This is a genomic window from Gracilibacillus xinjiangensis, from assembly GCF_042651765.1.
GTDB lineage: Bacteria > Bacillota > Bacilli > Bacillales > Amphibacillaceae > Gracilibacillus > Gracilibacillus xinjiangensis.
Window position 1 is genome coordinate 138,932 of sequence record NZ_JBHSDT010000001.1, and the last position, 19,197, is coordinate 158,128.

Annotated in this window: 21 protein-coding genes; 5 read left to right on the forward strand and 16 right to left on the reverse strand. The window is 34.6% G+C overall.

What is annotated here, in order from left to right; all coding sequences use genetic code 11:
* Window positions 1-28: 28 nt before the first annotated feature.
* The 4 genes from ACFOY7_RS00640 to ACFOY7_RS00655 all read right to left on the reverse strand — a co-directional run bounded on the left by ACFOY7_RS00640 (window position 29) and on the right by ACFOY7_RS00655 (window position 2,187).
* Entirely contained in the window at window positions 29-577 is a 549-nt protein-coding gene (locus tag ACFOY7_RS00640) for a VanZ family protein (RefSeq protein WP_390248349.1), read from the reverse strand.
* 21 nt (window positions 578-598) lie between these two features.
* A complete protein-coding gene (locus ACFOY7_RS00645; protein ID WP_390248351.1) occupies window positions 599-1,042 on the reverse strand; it encodes a hypothetical protein in 444 nt (147 codons plus the stop codon).
* 75 nt (window positions 1,043-1,117) lie between these two features.
* Entirely contained in the window at window positions 1,118-1,765 is a 648-nt protein-coding gene (locus tag ACFOY7_RS00650; protein WP_390248353.1) for a hypothetical protein, read from the reverse strand.
* A 71-nt stretch (window positions 1,766-1,836) separates the two neighbouring features.
* Window positions 1,837-2,187 carry an ASCH domain-containing protein gene (locus tag ACFOY7_RS00655; protein ID WP_390248355.1) on the reverse strand — a complete coding sequence of 117 codons (351 nt, stop codon included), beginning with the start codon at window positions 2,185-2,187 and terminating at the stop codon, window positions 1,837-1,839.
* A 187-nt stretch (window positions 2,188-2,374) separates the two neighbouring features.
* Between ACFOY7_RS00655 and ACFOY7_RS00660 the strand changes: the two genes are divergently transcribed.
* Entirely contained in the window at window positions 2,375-2,500 is a 126-nt protein-coding gene (locus ACFOY7_RS00660; RefSeq protein ID WP_390248357.1) for a hypothetical protein, read from the forward strand.
* A gap of 90 nt (window positions 2,501-2,590) precedes the next feature.
* Here ACFOY7_RS00660 and pdxR read toward each other — a convergent pair whose 3' ends face one another.
* Window positions 2,591-3,994 (reverse strand): MocR-like pyridoxine biosynthesis transcription factor PdxR, encoded by a 1,404-nt coding sequence (gene pdxR / locus ACFOY7_RS00665; RefSeq protein ID WP_390248359.1) that lies wholly within the window; start codon window positions 3,992-3,994, stop codon window positions 2,591-2,593.
* A gap of 100 nt (window positions 3,995-4,094) precedes the next feature.
* Between pdxR and ACFOY7_RS00670 the strand changes: the two genes are divergently transcribed.
* Window positions 4,095-4,541, forward strand: coding sequence for a GNAT family N-acetyltransferase (locus tag ACFOY7_RS00670; protein ID WP_390248361.1), 447 nt, complete (start codon window positions 4,095-4,097; stop codon window positions 4,539-4,541).
* Window positions 4,542-4,633: 92 nt separating this feature from the next.
* On the opposite strand, the gene ACFOY7_RS00675 is transcribed toward ACFOY7_RS00670, so the two are convergent.
* Complete coding sequence (locus tag ACFOY7_RS00675) at window positions 4,634-5,023, reverse strand: VOC family protein (protein ID WP_390248363.1); 390 nt, start codon at window positions 5,021-5,023, stop codon at window positions 4,634-4,636.
* Between the two features lie 36 nt (window positions 5,024-5,059).
* A complete protein-coding gene (locus tag ACFOY7_RS00680) occupies window positions 5,060-5,485 on the reverse strand; it encodes a VOC family protein (RefSeq protein ID WP_390248365.1) in 426 nt (141 codons plus the stop codon).
* Window positions 5,486-5,674: 189 nt separating this feature from the next.
* Between ACFOY7_RS00680 and ACFOY7_RS00685 the strand changes: the two genes are divergently transcribed.
* On the forward strand, window positions 5,675-6,268 hold the full coding sequence (locus ACFOY7_RS00685; protein WP_390248367.1) for a TetR/AcrR family transcriptional regulator: 594 nt from the start codon (window positions 5,675-5,677) through the stop codon (window positions 6,266-6,268).
* Window positions 6,269-6,395: 127 nt separating this feature from the next.
* On the opposite strand, the gene ACFOY7_RS00690 is transcribed toward ACFOY7_RS00685, so the two are convergent.
* The 3 genes from ACFOY7_RS00690 to ACFOY7_RS00700 form a co-directional block, all read right to left on the reverse strand.
* On the reverse strand, window positions 6,396-7,682 hold the full coding sequence (locus ACFOY7_RS00690) for a DUF5068 domain-containing protein (protein ID WP_390248369.1): 1,287 nt from the start codon (window positions 7,680-7,682) through the stop codon (window positions 6,396-6,398).
* Between the two features lie 379 nt (window positions 7,683-8,061).
* Window positions 8,062-9,000 carry a pectate lyase family protein gene (locus tag ACFOY7_RS00695; RefSeq protein WP_390248712.1) on the reverse strand — a complete coding sequence of 313 codons (939 nt, stop codon included), beginning with the start codon at window positions 8,998-9,000 and terminating at the stop codon, window positions 8,062-8,064.
* Between the two features lie 458 nt (window positions 9,001-9,458).
* Entirely contained in the window at window positions 9,459-11,201 is a 1,743-nt protein-coding gene (locus ACFOY7_RS00700; protein WP_390248371.1) for a methyl-accepting chemotaxis protein, read from the reverse strand.
* A gap of 353 nt (window positions 11,202-11,554) precedes the next feature.
* Here ACFOY7_RS00700 and ACFOY7_RS00705 point away from each other — a divergent pair, with 353 nt between their 5' ends.
* Window positions 11,555-12,703 (forward strand): AI-2E family transporter, encoded by a 1,149-nt coding sequence (locus ACFOY7_RS00705; RefSeq protein WP_390248373.1) that lies wholly within the window; start codon window positions 11,555-11,557, stop codon window positions 12,701-12,703.
* Window positions 12,704-12,855: 152 nt separating this feature from the next.
* On the opposite strand, the gene ACFOY7_RS00710 is transcribed toward ACFOY7_RS00705, so the two are convergent.
* Window positions 12,856-14,454: a xylulokinase gene (locus ACFOY7_RS00710; RefSeq protein WP_390248375.1), complete on the reverse strand. Its 1,599-nt coding sequence runs from the start codon at window positions 14,452-14,454 to the stop codon at window positions 12,856-12,858.
* A gap of 374 nt (window positions 14,455-14,828) precedes the next feature.
* Here ACFOY7_RS00710 and ACFOY7_RS00715 point away from each other — a divergent pair, with 374 nt between their 5' ends.
* Window positions 14,829-15,245: a VOC family protein gene (locus ACFOY7_RS00715; RefSeq protein ID WP_390248377.1), complete on the forward strand. Its 417-nt coding sequence runs from the start codon at window positions 14,829-14,831 to the stop codon at window positions 15,243-15,245.
* Window positions 15,246-15,279: 34 nt separating this feature from the next.
* Here the strand turns inward: ACFOY7_RS00715 and ACFOY7_RS00720 are convergent, their stop codons facing one another.
* The 5 genes from ACFOY7_RS00720 to ACFOY7_RS00740 all read right to left on the reverse strand — a co-directional run bounded on the left by ACFOY7_RS00720 (window position 15,280) and on the right by ACFOY7_RS00740 (window position 18,998).
* A complete protein-coding gene (locus ACFOY7_RS00720) occupies window positions 15,280-16,266 on the reverse strand; it encodes a Gfo/Idh/MocA family protein (RefSeq protein WP_390248379.1) in 987 nt (328 codons plus the stop codon).
* A 63-nt stretch (window positions 16,267-16,329) separates the two neighbouring features.
* Window positions 16,330-17,127 (reverse strand): alpha/beta hydrolase, encoded by a 798-nt coding sequence (locus ACFOY7_RS00725; RefSeq protein WP_390248381.1) that lies wholly within the window; start codon window positions 17,125-17,127, stop codon window positions 16,330-16,332.
* A 3-nt stretch (window positions 17,128-17,130) separates the two neighbouring features.
* Window positions 17,131-17,895, reverse strand: coding sequence for an alpha/beta hydrolase (locus ACFOY7_RS00730; RefSeq protein WP_390248383.1), 765 nt, complete (start codon window positions 17,893-17,895; stop codon window positions 17,131-17,133).
* Window positions 17,896-17,983: 88 nt separating this feature from the next.
* Window positions 17,984-18,172, reverse strand: a complete 189-nt coding sequence (locus tag ACFOY7_RS00735; protein WP_390248385.1) for a hypothetical protein — start codon at window positions 18,170-18,172, stop codon at window positions 17,984-17,986.
* Window positions 18,173-18,329: 157 nt separating this feature from the next.
* Window positions 18,330-18,998, reverse strand: coding sequence for a deoxynucleoside kinase (locus tag ACFOY7_RS00740; protein ID WP_390248387.1), 669 nt, complete (start codon window positions 18,996-18,998; stop codon window positions 18,330-18,332).
* Between the last annotated feature and the right edge of the window lie 199 nt (window positions 18,999-19,197).

Sequence of the window (19,197 nt, forward strand, 5' to 3'; positions counted from 1 at the left end):
CCTGTTATCTTCAGTAAAATCACAACCATTATCCGATAATAAGTTGTGATTTTACTTTCGCTTTATCTGCTAATAACTTTGCCAGCAAAAAACCGATCATACCGCCAATAATATTCAAAATTACATCATCTACATCAAATTGGCCAATATGCAGCGTGATTTGCGTAATCTCCACCAAAATTGTGAGACAGGTAACAGTGGCAAATAATAAAGGAAATCTCTTATATTGCCGAAACAGCAGTGGAAGCAATAGTCCTAAAGGCAGAAAAACCAGTATATTTCCAACAATGTTATTAAAGATGAATTGGAAGGAGAAATTGTCTGATTCCATTAAATATCGAAACGTGTTTTTAAATGGAATTAAATTAGAATTTGCGAGAAAAGTTTCAAAATAACTAGCTCCTGTTGAAGGAATATAGACATAAGGATTGATGGATATCCCATTCCAATAATTAGAGACAAGTGTCCGTACACGTTGAAATATTAACAAATAGGAACTTAAACAAAAATAAATGAAAAACACTAACCATAGTCCAGTACGATATATTCTGTACAATAATTGCTGATTTACCACCATCTGACACCCTTTCTCAAATAGCTAACTGCTCTGATGCAATGAACCAATTTTTCCTTGCAGTTGCTCCAATAATTTAAGGGAATCCTCTTTGTCTAACCAATCAAGATATATTACTTCCTCTCCACCATTTTCCAACTTAATTACTAGCGTTTCATTTACTTCGGCAGCTTCTTTAATTTGCGCAAAGGAAACTTGCTTTTTGGGTGTAAACTGACCATTTAAGATTAAGGATTGCTGATCGATAATAACATAGTCTTTATTTGCCAATCGAAAGAAATATACTGCTTTGTATATTCGTGAACAGACAAAGAATAACAGAATCGCAGATATAATTAAAAAGAAGACTTGGCTTAACTGACTGCTGGCAAATATAATTATCCATGCAACGAAAACAATAAGTACATTGATGAGAGAAGATATACCTTTATTTCTCCATTTATCACTATTTCCATATGTATAATTCATGAAAACTGCCTCCCTCTATTTTCTATCATCATACCATATAGCCATACATTTTTGGAATTTTTTCACAAAAAGGACCTATTTTTGTTCCACATGTTTTTTAGTTAACACTAGCGAAAAGATTAAGATTAATTCAAAACCATTCGTCAATGCACCACTTTTAAAGAATGGAGATAATGTACTGCCTAAGCCCATTAAAACTGTTCCTAGTAACATCCATTTCCATTTAGTTTTTTTGTACACTATAATCCCTGCAACTAGTAGAATAAGTGTAACAGCAATGATCATATATGGCGGGTGATTGTTACTAGCTGCAGATACGTACTGAAGTACATCATTTTCCCATTCTGGTTTTAATTTTAACGGGATTGCCTCCATAACTAGCTCCGTTCCAATTAATAATAATGTAATGAAGAAGAAGCCCCATTTTACTTTGTTATCTTCTAACCATTTTATCCTTGCCGATGTTAAAACCCCATAACAAAACAACACTAGCGTTGGCGTAACAATAGCATGGACCCAATATCGTGCTACATTCAGAATCTCTAATAAATCTCCGACGCCGATAAACCTTCCAGATACTAGTACAGCATTATCATAAATTAATCCAGCAATGACAAGGTAGAGAAAACTTTTATATGACAAGCTTTTGCTAGATGACTGGATAGCCCAAATTAGTAAGATTACATAGGCCGATACAAAAAGAAAATAGAAAAAAGTATCCATGTTTTCACCTCCCATCTAAATTTATCTTAAACGAGGATATTCATGCATACTTTGCGTTTTTTGTAACAGTATTATTCGTTTACAGGGCTGAATTCATGGACCCAAACTTCCATATCAGGCAACCATGGCATGCCTGGATGCATTGATAAAATTGTTTCTTTATATTCTTCGAGATTGGCAAACCCTTCATTGATTGCATCTTCATCCGTAACTTCACCTAGTTTTTGCTGATAAACTTTATTTATTTGAAATTGTTGCTTTTCTAATGTCATAATCTCACCAACATCAGCATAGCGGCCATTCCTTCTTGTTGCCGTCTTCTTTCCTTCTAAAACCTTGTCAATATCGGCAGGGACTGTTATTAGTCGATCAATTGTACACGTTTTCGGTGGCAATGCCTGATTATCGTGATTGCTTGTCATATTAATATCATGCCTTTCATCATTTCTATTCAATGTTTATTATTGCTATCTTAGTTTATCAATAGTTGAAAGTAATGGTCAAATAACAAATTGTAGAAATTTCCACTATTCCCCTCTACTATCTGTCCTTTTCATCCCCCTTATTTTACCATACTATATGATATATGGTGTAAAGGGAGGGTTTTAATTGGCACCAAAGAAATCCTATGATATGTCGAAAAGTTTAGCTAATCGTTTGTACCATGATAAAAATGTCTATTTATCCCCTGAAGGGAAAAAATTACTCGCAAAGATATTGAAATTGAAGAAGTAATTCTAAAATAATGAACCCAAATATTCTAACAATATCGTCTTATTAATATTGCGGCATTTCTCCCGGAAATGGTCTATACTATAACTACCATTACAGTCCCCAGGCTTCTTGCAATAGTTGAATACCTTCTTCTATCTTATTAATTGTTAATCCACCAAAGCCTATTAAAACTTCTGGCTCGTCATTTACTTTATAATTATCATAGTAGATAGATGTAGGATATATTTTGACACTTTTTAATGCTGCACATTCAATTAACTCCTCTTCTGTCCATCCATTATACACACGGAGTAAAATATGTAATCCAGAGTTTTCACCGATCACTTTAACATTACCACCCATATATTGATCGATAGCATTCAATAAAGCTTGCTGTTTTTTCCGGTATAATGCCCTCATTTTATTTAAGTGCCGATGCCAATGACCTTGTTCCATAAACTTATACAGAGTATCTTGATGGAGTCTTGACACTGTTTGTTTATAAATCTTTAATTTATCTTGATACTTCATTGTAAGGGTTGTTGGCAATACGGCATAACTTATTCGAATGGATGGGATTAAAGACTTCGAAAATGTCCCCAAGTATATAACGGAGCCATTCGTATCTAACCCTTGTAATGAAGGAATTGGTTTGCCTTTGTAGCGATATTCTCCATCATAATCATCCTCTAAGATAAAACCACCTGTTTCTTTCGCCCATTTCAGCAATTCCATTCTTCTGGAAATTGGCATGATCATTCCATATGGAAATTGGTGGGATGGAGTCACATAAACGACTTTGGCATTTGATTTAAGTAAATTTTCTATAGACAGACCATTCTGATCAAGTGAAATGGGGACTATATTTATATGATGATCAAGTAAAACTTGTTTCGTACGATGAAAGCCTGGATCTTCTAATGCATAGTTGTGATCGGTGCCTATTAATATGGACAACAAATTAACTAACTGTTGTGTTCCAGCGCCTAATACTATTTGATCCGGACTACTGTTAACTCCTCTTGATTGGTATAAATATGCTGCAATTTCCTCTCGCAATGCGTACTCTCCTTGTGGATCTCCGATTTGGAATAATTTATTATGATCCTCATAAAGAGCATCAATTGTTAATTTACGCCATAATTGATAAGGGAAATGATCTAAGTCTATTTTTCCTGAGTTAAAATCGATATGATAATCAAATTCCTCTCTTGCATTTAGTAAATTTTGCTTAATTGGTCGGGAATTCTTAAGAGCTTGATGCTCTTCAATTACTTGGACATAATGTCCTTTACGTGCTTTTTTATCGATAAAGCCTTCAGCACTTAACTGGTCATAAGCAGATTGAACGGTATTTAAACTAATGTCTAAATGGTTTGCCAGTGCTCTCTTTGAAGGTAATTTTTCCTTCGCTTTTATTTTCCCTTTAATTATTTCACGTTTAAAGTAATCCGATAGCTGGATATACAACGGGATTTTACTCTGCTGATCTAGAAATGGTGTAATTTCAATCATTGCCTCACCTCTGGTCCCATTAAATTATACACATCTGGTACTTTTGATTATACCAGAGTTTCCTTATAATTATAAGGAAACTAAATGGGAGGAAATATGAATGAATAAAAATGTCTCAGAACAAATAAAAGAATTAGTAACAGAGGCGGAATGGTTAGAAGCTTTTCCTGTGGTAAATCAACTTCGTACAAATTTAGACGAGTCTTCTTACATAAAGTTAGTAAAAGGTGCAAAAGAATTACACTATTACAGGCTTTTCGGTCTATATTCTAAAAACGAGATCGCCGCAGTAATTGGATTTATGCCAATGACAACCCTGTACAACGGAAAGTTTATTTGGGTTTGTGATTTAGTAACAGACTATCCAAAGAGATCAATGGGTTATGGCAAAAAGCTGCTAGCATATATTGAGGATTGGGCGAAGGACAACGACATTGGAATTGTATCACTATCCTCCGGTTTACAACGTGAAGATGCACATCGCTTTTATGAAACGAAGATGGACTACAAAAAAGTAAGTTATGTTTTCTTAAAAAATGTAGATTAATTTTCTAAAAACCAGTAATGGATTCTAGCATCACTGGTTTTTAGCATGTTTTTGTATTGATTAAGTATCACAACTTTCAGAAAAGGTCTAACTCACTTCTCAATAAATTTCTCCATTACTGCAAAATAATTATTTTCATAATCAGCGAAATTAAATACTTTGCCTGAAGGTAAATTCGTAATTTCGCCGGCCGGAAACTTGTGTTCTAATAACTTCTCACGGAGTAACTCAATTTTGTCTGAATAGAACATTAAGGAAGGTGTTCCCAAATTCATTTCCGGTTCCAATTCAGCAACCATTGCTTTATCGTGCAGTACGATTGTAGTTCCTGATTCTCTTGATGGCGCTATTTCCACCCATCTCATTCCACTACCATTCTCCTGATCAGACACAATGATAAAATCCATTATATCACGCCAAAATTTGACCGCTTGATCTTGGTCATTTACATACAACATCACTTGACCTAATTTATGAATCATTTATATCCACCCTCACTTTTTCCAATTATTTGCGCTCTAATTAACTGCATTCATATCCATATAGAAAACTTCCCATAAGTGGCCATCTAAATCCTGAAAACCTCTCTGATACATAAATCCATGATCCTGGGGTTCAGTAGAGGGTTTTCCACCTGCTTGAAAGGCTTTTTCTACTAACTCATCGACTTCCTCCCTGCTGCTAACTGAAAGTGAAAAAATTGCTTCTGTCCCTTTATCGGCATCAATAATGCGCTTGTTAGTAAATGTCTTAAAATGATCTTCTAATTGTAACATCGAGTATATATGCTCATTCATTACCATACATGCTGCAGATTCATTGGTGAACTGAGGATTAAAGGTAAACCCAATTTTCTCAAAAAAATTCATTGACTGATCTAAATCTTTTACTGGCAAGTTTACAAAAATTTGCTGGATCTTTGTCCCTCCTGCCTTTTTACTCATTAAAACCTCCACCTTTCACACAAATGATATTTTCCATAACTTTATAAATGTAAAGTTATGTTACTAGTATCTTATAAGATAATTTTACAAATATCAAGTTATAATTTTACAAAAGGTAAGTTATATTTGATTTTACTTATTGGTTCGATTAAGATGGGATTTATACTTATGTCAAAAAGGGTGAGGATATTGGGAAAAATACGTGACGCAGAACGGACGAGGCGGAAAATATTAACTGCTGCCAAGCAAGAGTTTTTTGAAAAAGGATTTTCTGGTGCAAGGATAGAATCTATCGCTAAGCGTGCAAGGATAAATAAACAACTGATTTATCATTATTTCAAGGGGAAGGAGGAGCTAATTAACGCAACTGTAGCTGATTTTGCTGCATCTGTACCGACAGAAAACTTAACCATGCCTGCTGATCCTGTTGACATTGCAGAATTTCGTTTTAAAGTAAATAAGGAATACTTAATGGAATTCCTCAAGTTTACTGCATGGGAAGCGATTGAAAGTATTCCAAACAGTTCAAACGGGGAAGAAAGTAGAAAAAAAGTTCTTCAATCATATGTGGAAGATATGAAGTCTAAACAACAGATGGGTCTAGTGCCAAAAGACCTTGATCCAGCACTACTCACACTAATGATGTCCAGTCTGACAATTTATCCCCTTCTGTATGAAAAAGTGACAAAGATGATCACTGGTTTAGATCCAAACGAGTCAGAATTCCAAAAAAAATGGGAACATTTTCTTCATTTAATTAGTGAGAGAATATTTTCTAAATAGTATATTATGACAATACCAGGCATAATTATACCAATAGAAAATGCAAATAAAATCGCAGATCGATTTTATTTGCATTCTTTTGTAATTTTACCAAATGATTTTATTCTATATGAGGAAACACAACACTTTATTTTAATGTAAATACGGCTTTTTTACCTTTAGATATATCTTTCGCTGATTGATCTTTCATCGGGCCTAATTCCACTTCAAACGGCTTTTCTTTCCATATCTTTTCATATTGCTCTTTATCCAGCACATAAATTTGCAATAGTTCTCCAGTTTGGCCTGCACCAATCACTTCGTCATATCCATAATCAAGTAACATTCCCTGATCCAGCATATACTGTGCGCCATCATTAACTGTAAGTTTTGAACCGAGGGAGCTTAGGCCAATATCAGAATCACTATTATTTTCAATCATAAATTTAACTGTTAACATTACCATACCATTTGTAAAATTTTCAAATCGGGGTGCTTCCACTTCGTTTGGAGTAAATTCAGTAAATTGATAACCATCCAGGGTAATCGCGAAATCACTAATTGTCTCCGTTGTTCCTATACCTTGTTGTTCTTCAATCATTACTTTTTCACCCATATTTTGCGTTGTAAGCTTATCTTGATAAAAACTCTGATTTTCTGTTACTTTTTTGTTTGCCTCATCCGTTAATCCTAGGTGAAAGGTAGTTTCAGAACCAAAGTTATCATTAACATCCCCTTTTGTTGCATGTGGTCTCGGAACCTCAATTGAGACAATTCCTTCCTGTAAAACATCAGGGATAATTGATTTACCAAAAGGATATGCAAAATAACCGGTATATGATTTTCCAGCTTCAATTAAATAATCGTTAGATGGTGATAACAATGATGGAATTTGCTGATCTTCAGGCAGTAACTCCCTGTAATTATTAAATGATTTCGTAGCACCAGTATAAGTCAAATAAAAACTAGGCATATAATAAGCATCTTTGTCTGTTTCATTTTTTATTGTATATTGAACGAGCAGGACTGCTCCATCTGTCTCGTCATTAAACGGTATACTGAAGTCTGTATGGAAATCAGTTAAATTTGCAAGCACATACGAATCAACTGATGTTATTACACCTTCCATATCATGTTCAAAGGACTCAGTGCCTTCAAATTGGATCTCAGCAGTACCTTCTGTCACTTCTTCCATATGACTAATTAATTCTGAAAAGCCTGTTGCTGTAGTTACATTCCCGTTATCTCCATCATCAGACTCAGGTTCACTCTCCTCTTCTTCAGGCTTAGGATCCTCTACTCCCAACTCATTCATTTCCCCTGTTGAAAGTTCATTTGTTTCCTCTTTCGGTTGCGCTTCTGTATCCTGGCTGCCGCAGCCAACCATTATGCCACCTAAGAAGCACGCCAAAATAAATAATATTAACTTTTTCAAATTCCAATCTTCCCCTCTTTATGGATATCCATCCATATTGATCTACCTATAAAAATCTAGCAATACTTGTTATTATTGTCAACAAGATACAAAAGCTCATATACCCAATAGGTATTTATTACTAATTACGAAGTATACAGTCCTTTGCACCAATCATTTCAATAAAAATCAATATCTTAAAAAAGGGAAATAATACAATAAATTACTAATTTAAAGAAAATTAAGATATTTACTATTAAGAATTTTTCTCACTTAAATAGGTATAAGAACATATGAAAATGGAACGTATTTTTTAATAAAAAAAACTCAAGCCGGTTTAGGGCTCAAGTCTTTTATAATCGACCTTATTAAAACAATTGGTTATTTATTTTGAAAATATTCATGGTTGTACAATACCTACACCTGCATACTGTTTCACCATTTCTTTTACATCTCCAACTGGAGTAAGGTTGTAATTATATGGAACAGTATAATTTGTCGTCGAAGTAGTTGGCTGACTTCCTGTACTATTTAAGTACAAGTTATTGGATACATTCCAATAGCCTGGTTGATCACTATACCAGTAACCTAATGGATCTTTAGAGTTTTCGAAGACATTATTTTCAACAAGAAGCTCTGCACCCATTCGTGCATTAATTCCTGTATCGATGATTCCTTCAAAATAATTATTATATAGGTGCCCTTCTCCATATCGGAAAGAAGGAACACGTGAATTTAAATTCTGAAAATGGTTGTGATGGAAAGTTATATTACGATCACCTGCATCACTATCAGAAGAGCCCATTAACATTGCCTTCCAGCCATCATGCACATAGTTCCAGGAGAATGTAATATTATACGCATCCCGCTTCACATCAAATAGACCGTCATAATAATCCTTGTCCACATTTAAATCAGCATAAAGTTCATTATGATCTACCCAAATATTACTTGATGGGCCTTCTATATTAATTGCGTCCTTATCACCAACACTAACTTCATGGATCGTGAGGTTGCGAATGATAACATTTTCTGCCCGCCATACTTTTATCCCAATTCCGTCTAATTCACCATTTGTTCCCACGCCAATAATAGAAATATCTGAAACGTCTTTAATATTGATCTTACTATCTGAAGTATTGTTAGGTGTTATTGTGCCATCTACATAAATCTTCAATGGTGTATTGTCATCTTTATTCTGTATGGCTTGAATGATTTGATCTCCGGTTGAGACAGTTACAGTATCTCCACCCTCACCACCAGTTGTTCCACCATCAAAAGTAGCAAAACCTGTCATACTAAAATCGGGAGTACTTGCAGAAACGGATTGAAAAGACATACCAACAGACAGCAAAATGATGAGACTAGTTACGAACATTTTTACAGACTTTTCTCTACTCATTTCTCTCACGTCCTTTTCAATATTTTATATATTATATTTATACATTGGTACTTAAACCTCGCCCCTCCTTTCTATACTAATTAAATCAACTATATCACGTAAGCGCTTCCAAGAAAATAATCATTTTATCATATTAATCCATTTATTGGATTTTATACCTATCTTTTGGCGAGTTTTTTTATTGATTCAGGTATTTTCTTACTATAAATTCTATTTATTTCGATAAAATAAGACAATTTTAAGATAGAAACAACATTTACCACTTGTAATATAATCTAACTTAATGATTATATGATCGTTTTTATGATCTAGAAAAAGAGCAGAAATGGTTTCTGCTCTTACCAAAATATCTAACCCATTAAACACGAATCCTGCTTTGACTGTTTCATTTATGGTTACTCCACTTTTCTGATCTTATTTACTTGATTATTTAATTCATGTACAATTTCTCTATTATGATTGGATTCATCTGTAATTGTTGTCATTGAATGAAGTAAAGTTGTGGTATTTTCGTTGGATTCTACCACCGCACTCACACTCTCCTCAATTGCCAATGTGATTTCCTGTATACCAATGGCCATATTGTTAGATATTCTCCTTAAATCATCTGACTTTGTACTAAAACGAGCTAACATTTGATCGATTGTTTCCATATCCTGTTTATAACTATTAGTAACATTAACAAACTCATCATAGTCGTCAAGAACTTTATCCGTAATATATGTCACTATTTTATTTGAATTTGCAGCAAGTTCCTCTACTGCCTCTGTCACCAGCGTGTTCATACTCTGGATATCATTCGCCGCTTTTTTCGTACTTTCAGCCAGCTTTCTAACTTCTTCTGCAACGACTGCAAATCCTTTTCCAGCATCGCCTGCTCTAGCAGCTTCAATTGATGCATTTAATGCCAGGAGATCAGTTTGAGCAGATATATCTAATATATTTGATGTAAGATCATTTATTTTCTCAACTGAACGACTGTTTTCAATTGATTGTAACATTGTTTGTTTGATTTCTTGTATAACTGTACCTGTCTGATTTTTACTCTCATTTGACTTCTCGCTGATTTGTCCTGCCCTTTCAGCAATACTGCTAACTTGAATTGAATTTTCTTTTGCATCTTCTGCTATTATATTAGCATCTGTGGAAATATTTTGAGCCCCATCATCTATCGTCTGTATCGTACTGCTAATCTCTTGCATACTTGCAGATAATTCATTTAATGCTAATGATATTTGAGATGTAGACTTTTTTGACCCTTCTATATGGTTGCTAATGTTTTCCGTAGAAGTATGGATAATATGAGAACCTGATTTTATAGATATCATGGCATTTTGTAATGTATCCAGAAATCTGTTAATTCCATTAGTCATTTGTCCGATCTCATCTTGAGATTTACTATCGATTCGTACAGTTAAATCCCCTTCATTATTTTCAAGTTTTTTAATAATATTATGAAGACTATTATTCACATTTTTTAATGGTATGGTAATGGTTTTACGGGATATTCGAAAAGCAATCCCAGCTGATGCAACAAACAGTACGGCCATACCCCAAATAATTACAGTTGATCTGGAAACTCTCGATTGAATAAGGTCTTTCTCATGAGCAATGCTCTCATCCAGCATTTCCAAAAAGTGGTTTTTTGACGTATTCATTTCCTCTGCTAAAGTTTGGAGCCTCACATAATTTTGACCAGCTGTTTCTTTGTTGTCTGAAGCAATTCCTTCTGCAATCGAATTTGCCTGTTCCAGAAATGCGTCCATATCCTCATAGTATATAGTATATGCATCCCTTAGCTTACCGCTCATTGCTTCCACTGAGAAACCTTCAGTTATGCGAGCGATTTCAACCGCTGCCGAATTAGCATTCTCGATCCCATTTAATACGCTTTCATAATTCTCACTATTGTTTGCTTTTTCATCTAGAAGATAAGACTGAATGGACATTTCAATTTCACTTAGTTCTTCCGCCAGTGTAACTCTTTGATTCTCCAAATTAACAAAATAATTTGACATTAAATTAGCAGATAGTTGTACTTGAGAATTAGTAACACCACTAAGAACTGTATTTAATGCAAAAAGTAAGGTCAAAAAGATTAAGATAAATAATATCCGGTTTGCTATAGATTTTCGCATGGTTTTCCCCCTTAACTTCTAATAGGATAATATTTCTAGTAAATTATGTCTATCAACTAAAAGTTTATACCATGTACTTTTAGTTGATGGGGAGATTTTATCATACAAATAATAAGCTTTTATCCTTACAAATTATACCTAATGAAATCGTTTGAACGAATTAAGTATGAACCAAATTGGAGTAGAAAATAAAGACAGTTAAGGGACAATTATACCTGAGTCTTCATTCCATATAAATATCTCTTTTCCCAAAAGCTTTCTTAGGTTGATTCTAATTTCCTTTGCATACCAGTAGATATGTTTGGGAATATAGAAAATATTATGATACATTACCTTAAAAGGGGATGTGAATATTGGAAACAGAAAGCAGATTTTTACGATTTATAGGTGGAAAAAGGATATTTTATATACTAGCATTTTTTATTTTAATTGGTATTGTTATCTATATTTATAACAAAATCTCTTTTATTTTCTATCCTTTAGAGGTGATCTTATCTACTATCGCACCTCCTGTTATTCTAGCATTTATTGCTTACTATCTACTAAACCCTGTAGTAGATCTACTGGAGAAATTCCGAATAAAACGCATTTGGGGAATTATCGTTCTGATTTTGGCTATCAGCGGTGTTTTAACAGGAATTATTTTACTAACAGCTCCTTCTATCGAAGCTCAAATAAAGGATTTAGTAAAAAACTTTCCTGACTTATTAAAACAATTTGGTAATAGTATGACAGGGTGGGTTCAAAATTCATTTTTAGCTCCTTATTATGATGAGGGATATAATTGGGTAATGGACAGGTTTAGTGATATACCTCAATTAATCGGTACATCTATTTCCGATGGTTTTCAAGGGGTACAAAATGTTGCCAGTACTGTAACAAATACTATTGTGAATCTTATTACCTTCCCAATTATATTATTCTTCTTACTGAAGGATGGAAAAGAGTTCCAACATTATGTCATAAAGGTATTTCCACCTAAGTTTCGGACAGACACTAAACAAATTTTCCATAATATCGATAATCAAGTTGGTTCTTATATTCAGGGCCAGATTATCGTCGCATCAGTTATTGGTATTTTACTATTTATAGGGTATTTGATTATTGGATTAGATTATGCATTTACATTAGCCATTATTGCTGCTGTTACAAATGTTATTCCATACTTAGGTCCGATGATAGCAATAATTCCCGCAGCTATTATTGCTATCGTTGATTCTCCGTTTATGTTAATTAAGCTTGCTATTGTATGGGTTGTTGTACAATTCTTAGAAGGGAATTTTGTTTCACCTAATATTATGGGGAAAACTATGAAAATTCACCCATTAACTATTATTCTTGTTCTGCTTATAGCTGGTAATTTATTCGGAGTTGTTGGTATGATACTTGGAATCCCCGGTTATGCAATCGTCAGGGTTATTGGTTCATATATTTTCCTCAAGTTCCAACAACGGTACAACAAATACTACGGAGAAGATCATGGAAAATATGAAATTGAGTAAGTGGAAGCCTTATTGATTTGTCTGTCATCACTCGCAAAATATATCGAAGAAATTAATAGATGTTCTGCAGGTACCTTAGCCACCATTAAGAATAGTGGTGCTGGAAGCTTTATGTAAATAAAAAAAGATAGGGACAAGTCCCCTATCTTTTTTTATTTTAGGTTTTCTACTGCAGCTCGTTCAATATCTAGCCCTTTTTTGTATCGCTCAATGAATTGTTCAAATCCTTCGACGTCCCTTGGATTTGGAGAAACAGTATTTACCGCCTGACCTGCAAATACCTTCTCATTTAAGTAATCATCTAATGTTTCCTCATCTTTTTTATTTAACATAAATGACCCAAGGAGTGCCATACCCCATGCACCACCTTCTCCAGCTGTTTCCATTACAGTTACTGGAACGTTTAGCGCACCTGCTAAGACACTTTGACCAACACCTTCTGTCTTAAATACTCCCCCATGGCCTAAAATCTCATCAAGCTGTACACCTTCTTCTTTAATGAGAATATCCATACCAATCTTCATTGCACCAAATGCTGTCATTAAGTGTGTTCTCATAAAATTAGCCAGGTTGAAATTACTATCCGAATTACGTACAAACAATGGTCGCCCTTCTTCAAAATGTGTCATATGTTCCCCAGATAAATAACCATATGATAGCAATCCACCACCATCCGGGTCTGCTTGGAGCGCCTGGTTAAATAATGTTCCATACAATTGATCCATATCTACATCCATACCAATCGCTTTCGTAAATTCACCGAACAATCCAATCCATGCATTTAAATCTGAGGTACAGTTATTGGAATGCGCCATTGCAACTAGATTACCAGTAGGTGTTGTTACAAGATCAATTTCCGGGTATACCTTAGACAAATCCTTTTCTAGCACAACCATTGCAAAAGCAGAAGTGCCCGCAGATACATTGCCCGTACGTTTTGCAACACTGTTAGTTGCAACCATTCCCGTTCCTGCATCCCCCTCTGGCGGACAAAGTGGAGTACCTGCTTCCAGTTCTCCAGTAATATCAAGAAGTTTTGCGCCTTCTTCTGTAAGTGTTCCAGCATTATCCCCTGCTACAAATACTTCAGGAAGAATATCTTCAAGTTTCCAGGAATAATTACGAGAGCTAACCAATTCATTAAATTGATCCATCATTTTTTGATTAAATTTCTTCGTCTTCACATCTATAGGGAAAACTCCGGATGCTTCTCCAACCCCTAATACTTTCTGTCCAGTAAGTTTCCAGTGAACATAACCCGCTAACGTTGTTTGAAATGCAATGTCCCCAACATGGTCTTCCTGATTTAATATCGCCTGATACAAGTGAGCAATACTCCATCTTTGGGGAATATTATAATTAAAAAGTTTTGTTAACTCTGTTGCCGCTTGTTCCGTAATATTATTTCTCCATGTGCGAAATGGTACAAGAAGCTCATTATTTTTATCAAATGCCATATATCCGTGCATCATTGCACTAAAACCGATTGCACCAATCTGTTTCAAACTAATACCATACTGTTGTTTAACATGACTAGCCATTTTCTGATAGCTGTCTTGTATCCCCTTCCAAATCTCCTCAATACTATATGTCCAAATGTTATTCACATAACTGTTCTCCCAATCATGACTCCCTGATGCAATGGGAGCATTATCCTCTCCAATAAGAACGGCCTTAATACGAGTAGATCCAAGTTCAATACCTAATACTGTTTTACCATTTTGAATTGCCTTTTTAACATCCATACTCATGTTATTTTCCTCCAATAGAATATAAGTTAATATGATGCTAGATAAGATATTTGTGACTAGCAATCAATTTTACATGCTGACTTTAGATAACCGCATTTAACTTGTCTGTACAAATAATCATATAAAAAATAATAATAAATTTCGTTTAATCTCCGTTTGTCAATACTCACATCATATATAAGTAATCATATCATCTAGCGTATATAAGCGTCAATTATAATTTGTCCGTACGTGTGTTCAACTAAAAAAAGAACCTGATAATTTTACCGGATTATCATTTTTTTTATTTCATTTGTACAAGAAAGGAATTTACACTATTATTATCGAATTATTTATCTGTAACAACAAACTAACAGAAAAAGGGGAAATAAGAGATGTTTTCAATAGGTGGTATATTTATCCCTGTTACAAATCTTAAAAAGTCTATAGAATGGTATGAAGAAAATTTAGAATTACAAAGAATTTCCGATTGGGAAGATGGGATAGGATTCTGCTTGTCTAGCGGTTCCACCCAACTCGCCTTAGTTAAGGTTGAATCAACTCAATCCACTGAATTTATAATTGAAGGAAGCAAAAAAAATTCCTATTATAATTTTTTTGTGGATGACATTGGGATTGCACACGCTAAATTAAGTAATAAGGGGGTAAAAACAAGTGAAATAAAAGATTATGATGGGATGAAGTGTTTTGATTTCTTTGATTTAGATAATAATTTATTTAGTGTTGTAAGTGAAGATCCCGATTCCCCATTCCATCCGGATCATATTAAAAAATTACAAATGAAAGATTAAGAGCAGGGTAGACGCCTGCTCTTCATTATATCTTTCAGAGGGGTATCTCTGTTTTCTTTTCAATAGATTCTAATGAAGCACTAATTATTTGGAAGCTATGAATATTATCAGAAATATCCGTAAGCGGCATTCTTTCTTCATCGATTGCCAGGATCATCTCCGAAATAGAGTACACTCGATCAGCATCTTTCATTTCGGGAACTGGCAATTGCTCTTTCGTGCCATCACTCTTTAAAATGCAAGGTTGATCATTTATTAGTGCAATCACCCCTCCTTCCCCATATAGCATAAAATCACCATTCCAAGAAGTTTCAGGACCACTTGTTACCCAACTGGCAAAATAATTAACTAAAATATCTCCAAACATAATCGTGGCACTAACAGCAGGATTTCCTTTAAACCAACTCCATGAAGGTCTCATGCTTTTAGCATAAACACTTTTAGCATTTTTTTTAAATAAATAGCGCATAAGATCAAAATGATGAATACTCATATCTTCAATAACGATTTCTTCATAATGATCACGCCATCCACCAAACTTTGTTGCTTTACGGAAATTCCATTCAACATATTCAATAGGTCCAACCAATTGTTCACAAACTGCATTTTTTATTGCTTGAATTTCCGGGCGGTAGCGGTAATTTTGGCTTATCATTACTCTTTTGGAATAGTTTTTAGAAATTTCGGTTAATGTAATAGCATCCTCTTTGGAATGGGCTATGGGCTTTTCCATGAATACATGCAAATCATTTTCCAATGCACTGATTGCTATTTCCTTATGTGTTTGAGGTGGTGTAACAATTACTGCAAATGCTGCATTAACCTGCTTAAATGCTTGATTGTAACCTGAAAAATACTGGACTTTTGAGTTTTGTAAGATCTCTTTTGCTTTCTTTTGATTGTTGCTGTCTATATCTACAATAGCTACAACCTCTAATTCGGAATGTGTATGCAATATATCTAACCATGATAATCCAAATCCCCCTGTACCGACTTGAATTACCTTCTTCTTTTCACTCAAAAACTCACCTGCTTTCAACTATTCTTTTCGTTAGAGGAAGTAATTTATTAATACCACCCCTGCCTATAGGCGAATATATTTGTTATTTTCTATCTTGACGTGAAGGCTCTTAAGAAATCTTACTATCTCCATCTCCCAAAAATCCCATGTATGTCCGTAACCGTCTTCCATGTAGTAGGTATAGTCAAAGGTGTTATGCTCAGTAAAGAAATCCCGGATTATCTCATTTAAATCTAGCCAAGGGTCCAGGCTGCCACACGCATGAAAAATTCTAGGCAACTTCTCATGTGATTGCATTGCTTTAATGGCTAAATACTTTATGTCATGGTCTGTGCCTTTAATTTCGCCATCACCAAAAACTTCTATTCTTCCTCTGGCTTTTCTGGATCCGTCATTAACAAAAGGAACATCTGCCTTATCACCAGCTGAGAATGCCCCAATTGCTGCATATAGATCCGGTCGAGCTAGTCCTACCCTTAAACACCCATACCCACCATTAGAATATCCCGCTATGTAATTATCTTCTCGTTCTGATGAGAGCAGCGGGAATATTTGTTGAAGGATGACCGGTAATTCTTCTGTCATGTATGTATAAAATTTCCCACCATGTTCCATGTCAGTAAAACATGAGTTTAACCCACCAGGAGCAATGACAGCAATACCATATTCAACAGCATAACGCTCGATATTACTCATTCGAATCCATGCGGATTCATCACCAGAGCCGCCATGGAGCAACCACAGCACTTTCAACAACTTTCCGTTTTTACTATATGGCTGTTTTTCCTGTGGGAGAATAACGTTTACAGGCATTTCCATTCCGAGTACTTTGGAATGGATGTGTGATTCCATTAATGCCATTTGCTATTCCTCCTTTCTACCAATAGTAGAGTTACAAGTATCACTTAACCACTTAACGAACTTCTCCACTGACAGATCCAATCGTTTCCATCTGTTTTCCATTACTTCCGTTTTGATCATGGTTGGTGGCAGACCAAGCCCTTTCAAATGTTCGGTGAATAATAAATTCTCTTGGAAAAATTCACTTTCTAATTCACATGCTAAATAGAAATGTGTCTGTGTGGCTACATCAGCGATGGCATAAAGATCATGGTTACTTCCTATTAAATCTGGGCTTCGACCAAAAATATCCACTGGGTTAACTTTATCCATTCGATCTGCAATACCATTTATATCTATAGGACTTGAAAAAGATGCTGAAATACTAAAGTTATGTGATGCAGACAAACCTGCCTTTAATGCACCATAGCCACCAATACCGTTTCCTGCAATAAATCGATTCTCTCTAACTGTTGATAGGGGAAACATCCTTTCACAAATGGCAGGTAACTCTTCCGTAACATGCGTGAAGTATGCTTTACCATAAAACATATCCGTATAGTAACTCTGATGTCCTACTGGCATAACAATTGCAAGAGAAAGTTCCTCTGCATAGCTCTCGATATTTGTTTTTCTCAACCATGCTGTATTGCTATCACCTATATCGTGTAAAAGATAAAGAGTTGGATACTTTTGTATCGTTTCACCAGAAGGCTCTGGCAATAATACTTCCATTTGAACAGGCATACCGAGTGTTTCCGAATGATAATGGATATGAAGCCAATGCAAATAAATCATCCTCGCTTACTTTGTATTCGTTTTCATTTAAGTCTATTACAGAGTGGATTGTTTTAGCGATATGTATATCTATGCCTTCTTAATTGCCGCGTAGTAAATAAATTTTGGAATTGCTGTTTGTCTTATTAAATGAAATTTCAGAATTAATTGTATTAAGGTGATGAAATGAAGCAGAGGCATTGTTGATATGTTCTTCAAGAAGTGCTGCTGTATCATGTAAGGTCAATTTTGAGAAAGGAATTCCTAAGATATTTACAGCTGATTTCATATAATCACCTTCTAAAGAGATAGAAACTAAACATAATATTATATTAACATATTAACCAACCTTTGAGACTAATCATTGAAATTTATTAGTATAGGAAATTTAAAAAACCCCTGGTTACAGGGGTTAAAAATCTTAAACTCTATCTCGCAGCCTCCTTTTACTTTAATGCTTGCAATTTATTTTTAATAAGGGATAATACGTGGTCCCTGTCTGACTGGTTGTTCTCAAAATCCAGTCGATCCACATTGATCTTTAGTAATGGAGATGCATTATATACTTTAAAGTAATCTCTGTATTCTTTGTTCAGCCTTTCCCAATATGCAATTTCTGTATCTATTTCGTAACTTCTCCCACGGCTGGTAATACGACGAACCGCCTCTTCTAAAGATACTTCCAGGTAAATCATTAACGTTGGTGGCTCACAATGTTCTATCATATTTTTAAACAAACTCAAGTAAATATTGAATTCTTCTTCGGACATTTCTCCACCATCTTTTAACATTTTGGCAAAGATCACGTCACCGTATATAGAACGATCCAGTACTGACTTGTTAATTTTGCTGGCATGTTTTATGTGGTTGAAACGCTCATTTAAGAAGAAGACCTGTAAAGGGAAACTGTAACGTTTCCGATCGTAATAAAATTTATCTAATATTGGATTATTAATCACTGGTTCCTCAAAAGGTGTATAGCCCAACTCCTTAACAACTATATCCATTAATGTTGTTTTGCCTACACCTACTACTCCGTCTATTGTGATCATCTCTGAACTATCCCCTTTTGCCTTTTTTATTCCTTTTAAGCAATCATAATAAAAGCTTTCCATCATACTTTACTCCTCTTGAAAAAATCGAAAAACCTACATTCTTCCTTCTGCCTATCATAAAATTTATAAGAAGAAATTCTCAATAATTATCGATCATATTTTTATATTGGACTAACTATTTTAAATAATAACAAGATTCATGAATGAATCTTGTTGCAACCTATTCACTATATCACATTTCAAATTTCTTTCATAATAA

Bases quoted from the DNA above. Each gene is read 5' to 3' on its own strand.
- ACFOY7_RS00640 (WP_390248349.1), bottom strand. From the start codon at position 577: ATGGTGGTAAATCAGCAATTATTGTACAGAATATATCGTACTGGACTA.
- ACFOY7_RS00645 (WP_390248351.1), bottom strand. From the start codon at position 1,042: ATGAATTATACATATGGAAATAGTGATAAATGGAGAAATAAAGGTATA.
- ACFOY7_RS00650 (WP_390248353.1), bottom strand. From the start codon at position 1,765: ATGGATACTTTTTTCTATTTTCTTTTTGTATCGGCCTATGTAATCTTA.
- ACFOY7_RS00655 (WP_390248355.1), bottom strand. From the start codon at position 2,187: ATGACAAGCAATCACGATAATCAGGCATTGCCACCGAAAACGTGTACA.
- pdxR (WP_390248359.1), bottom strand. From the start codon at position 3,994: ATGATTGAAATTACACCATTTCTAGATCAGCAGAGTAAAATCCCGTTG.
- ACFOY7_RS00670 (WP_390248361.1), top strand. From the start codon at position 4,095: ATGAATAAAAATGTCTCAGAACAAATAAAAGAATTAGTAACAGAGGCG.
- ACFOY7_RS00675 (WP_390248363.1), bottom strand. From the start codon at position 5,023: ATGATTCATAAATTAGGTCAAGTGATGTTGTATGTAAATGACCAAGAT.
- ACFOY7_RS00680 (WP_390248365.1), bottom strand. From the start codon at position 5,485: ATGAGTAAAAAGGCAGGAGGGACAAAGATCCAGCAAATTTTTGTAAAC.
- ACFOY7_RS00695 (WP_390248712.1), bottom strand. From the start codon at position 9,000: ATGTCTTTTCAATCCGTTTCTGCAAGTACTCCCGATTTTAGTATGACA.
- ACFOY7_RS00700 (WP_390248371.1), bottom strand. From the start codon at position 11,201: ATGCGAAAATCTATAGCAAACCGGATATTATTTATCTTAATCTTTTTG.
- ACFOY7_RS00710 (WP_390248375.1), bottom strand. From the start codon at position 14,454: ATGAGTATGGATGTTAAAAAGGCAATTCAAAATGGTAAAACAGTATTA.
- ACFOY7_RS00715 (WP_390248377.1), top strand. From the start codon at position 14,829: ATGTTTTCAATAGGTGGTATATTTATCCCTGTTACAAATCTTAAAAAG.
- ACFOY7_RS00725 (WP_390248381.1), bottom strand. From the start codon at position 17,127: ATGGCATTAATGGAATCACACATCCATTCCAAAGTACTCGGAATGGAA.
- ACFOY7_RS00735 (WP_390248385.1), bottom strand. From the start codon at position 18,172: ATGAAATCAGCTGTAAATATCTTAGGAATTCCTTTCTCAAAATTGACC.
- ACFOY7_RS00740 (WP_390248387.1), bottom strand. From the start codon at position 18,998: ATGGAAAGCTTTTATTATGATTGCTTAAAAGGAATAAAAAAGGCAAAA.